3 protein-coding genes are annotated in these 6227 nt (G+C 38.1%); all 3 read right to left on the bottom strand.

What is annotated here, in order from left to right; genetic code table 11:
• Window positions 1-67: 67 nt before the first annotated feature.
• Genes LVD47_RS22365 through LVD47_RS22355 form a run of 3 tightly spaced genes read right to left on the bottom strand, consistent with a single transcriptional unit; the run spans window position 68 to window position 6005 of the window.
• Window positions 68-1573: a RagB/SusD family nutrient uptake outer membrane protein gene (locus LVD47_RS22365; protein ID WP_236980806.1), complete on the bottom strand. Its 1506-nt coding sequence runs from the start codon at window positions 1571-1573 to the stop codon at window positions 68-70.
• Between the two features lie 24 nt (window positions 1574-1597).
• On the bottom strand, window positions 1598-4930 hold the full coding sequence (locus LVD47_RS22360; protein ID WP_236980805.1) for a SusC/RagA family TonB-linked outer membrane protein: 3333 nt from the start codon (window positions 4928-4930) through the stop codon (window positions 1598-1600).
• Window positions 4931-4949: 19 nt separating this feature from the next.
• Window positions 4950-6005 carry a FecR family protein gene (locus tag LVD47_RS22355; RefSeq protein ID WP_236980804.1) on the bottom strand — a complete coding sequence of 352 codons (1056 nt, stop codon included), beginning with the start codon at window positions 6003-6005 and terminating at the stop codon, window positions 4950-4952.
• Between the last annotated feature and the right edge of the window lie 222 nt (window positions 6006-6227).

Genomic DNA, 6227 nt, shown 5'->3' with positions numbered 1-6227 from the left:
CTCATCTTTTACTCAGCATAAGTAATAAACAAAGAACTTTTCCTTTGTTCAATCCTTGTCAGGACACTCAATATCCTTGATTTTGTTCAAAATCTGTCACATCGATTTCTGTCTGGGGGACCGGAAATAAATAATCTCTCGTTTCATCAACGCTATGAGGTTCAAACAAATCATCACCTGTTTCAAATGTTTCCTTTAATAATTCCCATCTTTTTATATCAAACCATCTTTTGAATTCAAAAGCAAATTCCAATCTTCTTTCTTCCCGGATTATATCTCTGAGTTCCTCCCTATTAATTTGGCTATCAACATTTACAGGAAAATCTGTTTCTTCCTCTCCATTGAACCGGGCCCTTTCCCTAATTTGATTGACCAAGCCAATAGCTTCACCTCCAGGCCCTTCTGTTTCATTAATAGCTTCTGCTGTCATCAGCAGTACATCAGCATACCGATACAAACTATAATGATGGTCACTGGAACGATCATCCCCAGCTTCCTGAGGTCCGGGGAACCGAAAATATTTTGCTATATGAGGTCTAGGCACCCGAAAATTAGTCGCAGTCAAAGCTGTTTTTACCCCATCGACAATTACAGAATCTTCAAAGCTGACTTTTTTCCTGTAGTCTCTTGAATCCCAATCAGTATAAACCATTAGAGAAGGAACAGCAACAGACAAGCTCCGGGGGGCATAATCCCTGATTCTTGTAAGATTAATCATTCCGTCCTTTTGATTGTAGGCACCCTGGTTCAGATCGTTTTTAAGATCAATGGTTAAAATAGGTTCTTTTAGAGTACCAGCCAAATTTGCGTTAAAAAGATCTTGATAATTAGGCTCCAGACCATAATTATATAATTCCTGATTTTGAATAATTTGTCTGCCTTCGGAAGCTGCTTCTTCATATCTACCTAATGTCAGATAAATATCAGTCAGGACAGTTGAGGCACTTCCCTGGGTACCTATATTTCTAGCATCTCCCTGGTTAGAAATAGGCAAGTGTTCTTTTGCGAAAACCATATCATCTATAATGTAGTTATAAACTTCTTCAATTTCCGTGCGGTCAATAGCATCTAATACTTCTGCACTTTCAATGGGCTCATCCATATAAGGAACAGCTCCAAAGCACCGGACCAAATGAAAATAAGTAAATCCACGGATAAACCGGGCTTTAGCTTCTAATTCATTCTTAATATCTTCATCAGCGGCTATAATTCTGGCCCCCTTTATTGCCGAGTTTGCTGCTGATACAGATTGAAACAGACGGTCCCAACTTTCCTGTATCAATCGATTGTTGGCATCCATGCTGAAATCGTTAATAGCAATTCTATCACTCAATGTATTTCGGTCTCCCACATCTACCATATCCCCTCTCAGCATCAAGGCCAATAGATATGATTTTTCCACTTGAGTAGTCACCCATTCGGCATAAGCTCCATGAATGGCTGCTTCTACATCTGAAGGCGATTTAAAAAAACCCTCCGGCGCCAGTAAGCCTTTTGGATCTTCATCAAGGGATGTGCAACCAAGAATGAAGACCGTGATTATTGCGGAAACATAAAAAATATAATTCTTCATTTGATTTTTAATTTTATGTAGGTTTTAAAATCCGATAGTAAGTCCTAAGGTGAATGATTGGGTATTTGGATAGCTACCAAAATCCAAACCTATATTTGTATTACTGGACCTGAAAGCAACTTCAGGGTCTACCCCGGAATAATCGGAAAAAGTCAGTATATTTTGGGCACTGAAATATATACGGGTACTATTTAATTTTGCTCTTTCAATCAATTGTGTTGGCAAGTTATATCCCAGCGATAAATTTTTCAATCTGATATACGATCCGTCTTCTACAAATCTTGTAGAAGTCCTGGCAGCCCTGTCTGAAGTAGCCTTTGGTACATTGGTTTCTGTATTGGACGGTGTCCATCTATCCAATGCCCTTACTGTTGCATTGGAATTACCACTAAGACGATCCAATTCCATTCGAACAATATTAAGCATATCTGCCCCCGTATAAGCCTGAAAAAAAAGATTGAGTGAAATTCCTTTATAAGTAAAATCATTATTGAATCCCCAAATCGCATCCGGATTTGGATCCCCTATAATTTTACGATCATCTGAATTTAAAATCCCATCTCCATTTAGATCCGCAAACTTTTCACCTCCCGGAGAAGTTTCAAAACTTCCTCCAGGAATAAATTCATCTCCTTCCTGGTATACACCTTCATATACATATCCAAAAAATGACCCTACGGGCTCTCCCTCGCGTAAAATTGAATTGGGTACCGCTGAAGGTTGACTAGGTGCACTTGAAAAAATAATATCAACACCTCCCGGAAGTTCCAACACTTTATTCCGGTTAAAGGTGATGTTAAAAGCCGTATTCCAATTAAAATCACCTGTTAACACCCTATAGTCTAATTGGAATTCAAAGCCTTTATTCTCTACTTTGCCAATATTTTCCAGACGGTTTTGAAATCCAGAAAAGGAAGGAATCGGAACATTAAAAAGCAGGTCACGTGTTTTTTTATAATAATATTCACCTGTAAGATTAAGTCTCCCTGAAAATAATTCCAAATCCAAGCCTAAATTGTATTGGCCCGTTGTTTCCCAGGTAAGATCCTTATTGGCTATAGATGTAGGTCTCACGGAACTTACCGGGCTGTTATTTAATATAAAATACGTTGTAGACAATCTCGCCAAAGATTGATATGCAGATATTCCCTGGTTTCCGGTCAGGCCATAACTTGTTCTCAATTTAAGATTTGTTATTAAATTATTGGTTGGAAAAAATCTTTCGTTACTAATATTCCATGAAAAGGCACCTGAGGGGAAAAAGGACCATTGATTTTCCTTACTGAATTGAGATGCTCCGTCATATCTGCTCGTAAATGTTAATAAATACCTTTGTTCAAAACTATAATTTACCCTTCCGTAAAAAGATGCAATTTCGGACTTTCCATAACTGGAGGAAGGAGAAATCAATGTCGTACCCGACCCCAGATTCCAAAATCCCAATGCATCGGATATAAATCCGGTATTGGAAGCGTTCAATGACTCGTTGTTAAATCTCTGGTAAGAATATCCGGCAGTCAATATCAGGTTATTCTTTTCTCCAAGGTCCGGACTATAATTAAAATATTGCTCTGTCAGGAAATTAACTCTCTTTATAAATTGCAATGAACCCTGTCCATTGGTATTTTCCCCTTGGTTTGTTATCCGGCTATTGTAGGTGCCATTCCTCACATTTTCGATCTTCAACCCATAGGTGGAATTAAAAACAAAGTTGTTGAATAAATCGATTGTAGCATGCAAATTAGATTGAATATTATTTTGCACATTTCCTTCTTCCCGGCCATCCAGAATAGCCATCGGGTTTTCAAATGCGGCAATACCAACTCTACTTTTAGTATAAATGCCATCTTCATCAATTATTCCCTGGTTCGGATCAAAACGCTGTGCTGCTGATACAACTCCGGAATTAGCAGCGATACCCCCAGTCTGGGTGGGTATACCATCTCTGTTTGAAGAACGGATTGACGTATTTAATTTCAAATTAATCTTATCCGAAGCCTGTAAGTCAAGATTTGATATTAGGGAAAATCTGTCATACCTTGAATTCTGTATTACCCCTTTTTGGTCAAAATATACTCCCGAAACATAATACTTTACCTTAGTTCCGCCCCCCGAAACGGATAATTGATGATTTTGGGCATGACCCGGCCTAAAAATTAATGATTGCCAGTCTGTATTGACATTTATAGAACTTAAATCATAAAATTCGGCATCTCTAGCATCATTGATATACTCTGCAAAATCCCTTGCCCCTAAAAGATCCAAACGCCCAATTTCTTTATGAAAGCTGTAGTACGTATTGTAATTAAACTTTGTAACCCCATTGGCACCGGATTTAGTAGTAACCATAATCACCCCATTGGCACCTCTGGATCCATAAATAGCAGTAGCTGATGCATCCTTTAGAACCTCTATTGATGCAATATCTTCAGGTGGAGGCATGGTTCCACCGACAAACCCGTCAACTACAAATAGCGGGTTACTACTTGCATTGATAGATGTTGACCCCCTTACCCTGATTTTAAAATCTCCTCCGGGTTCACCGTTAGTAGACTGAACCATCACACCAGCAGCTTTCCCCTGCAAAGCATGCACGGTACCAGTAGCGGGAAAATTCGTCAAATCTTCACTGTTAATGCTTGATACGGCACCCGTTAAATCACTCTTCTTTTGTGTACCGTACCCCACAACAACTACCTCATCCAATTGTGATGCGTTTTCCGATAAAACAGCATTTACCACTTCTTGATCAATTACATCTACTTCCATTGTTTCATACCCTATATAGGAAAACACTAATGTAATTGGACCATTCGGAATCTCCAATGAATACTTGCCATCAAAGTCAGTAACAGTTCCCAGTCCAGCTCTGCTTTTAACAGCAATATTTGCTCCTATCAGGGGGTTCCCTTCCGAATCAGTAACCGTACCGTTTACTGTCCTGTCAAAATTCAACCGGTTAGCCCTTAATCTATCCTGAAAAGAAACAGCTGATGCCAATTGATCGACTTTTTCTGTTTTGAATAGCATAATCTGGTTTGTACCTTCTATTACTTCATAAGTTATATCCAAACTTCCTAAAACCCTGTTCAGGAATTGACTTAAGACTTCATTATCAGCATACACATCCAATTTCTGTTGGCTGTTAATCCTTTGCGGGCTGTACAAGAATTCAACATGAGAGACCAACCCAATTTTATCTAATACTTCCTCCAGACTTGCGTTTGATAGGTCAATCTGTATTTTGTAATCCAGGATCCCCTGGTCATTTCGTAATTCCCCTCCCTGAGCAGGTGAAAAATTACTAACCAATACCCACAAAAATAAAATCAAACTCATTTTGTACCTATTATCCATAATTCCATATATTTTCTTTTCAACAACCTTTACTAAATATTACTATCTGCCCGTCATCTTCTAGGTAACTGGCATTCATAAGTCTACAAATTATATATAATGCTTCGTCCAACTTCTTACCCTCAAATGATGCTGTTAGAGTACAATCCTGAAGTTGTTCTTTGTCGTATTTGATTACGATCTTGAATTGCCGTGCAAGGTCTGTAAATACCGTATCAAGGGACTCGTTTTTGTAAGATTTAGTATGCATCCTCTGATCGCTATTCATCAATAAATTTAGATCCTCGGATTTACGGTAAATAGAGAGATCTTCTTTTTTGAGATGAATACTTTCCATTTGGGTCAACATTTCTGAAGCCGGTTCTACGGTATCCCCCCTTTTATTTTTCACACTTACCCGCCCCTCTGTAACTTTTACAAAAGATTCGGGATCAACCATTTTATCACTTACATAAAATTCAGTACCTAATACTGTTGTTTCAAAATGTTCAGAATTTACTATGAATTGAGCGCCTTCTTGTTTTTCAACAATAAAAAATGCACTACCTTCTAGATCCAATTCCCTGATTTCACCAAAAGAAGATGCATTGAACCGCACTGAACTCCCGGGGTCCAAAAAAACATAGGAATGGTCGGGAAGCTCTACGGGTTTGACCCTACCGTCTTCCTTATTACTCACTATATTCATAATGTTTTTCTCTTCATGGGAAGTATATTCTTCGACTATCATCTCTTCAGGTGGATTATCACCCCCCCAATACCAAACCCCCAAAACTATCACGGCTATACTACTTACAATCATTCCTGCATTTCGTACTTTTCGCAATCGATCCTGAAATTTGATTCCATTGATCAATTTACCTTTTTGATCTTCAATCCTTTGTAGGTCAAAATCTTCTTTTTCAGCGTAAAATGTATTGTAAAGGTCTATTGCGCTTTGCACTTGATGAAACTTCTCTTCACTTTGGGAAGCATAAATACGCCAGACATTATCTCCCATTCCCTCATCACTTTTCATCCATCTGAGGAATTCTTCATCGCGAAGTATTTCTTCTGTTGTATATTTCTTATCCATATATTTTCTCGTTATCTAGTTATAATGAGCATTGGGTAAGCAAAATCTAATAGGTAAATAGAGTTTTTTTTTAAAAATTAAACGAAGCCACCTATGTAAACAATTGACTATCAGGTTCAATACCAAAAAAAACTTTATTTGAATGTCTGTTCGACGAACAAATACAATGGAAATAAATGAAAGATTGGTATTCTTCGCATACCAGCTTTGAACAAGCGCTCC

Source organism: Membranihabitans maritimus (genome assembly GCF_021729145.1).
GTDB classification, from domain to species: domain Bacteria; phylum Bacteroidota; class Bacteroidia; order Chitinophagales; family Saprospiraceae; genus Membranihabitans; species Membranihabitans maritimus.
This window is presented reverse-complemented; position numbering and strand designations above follow the sequence as displayed.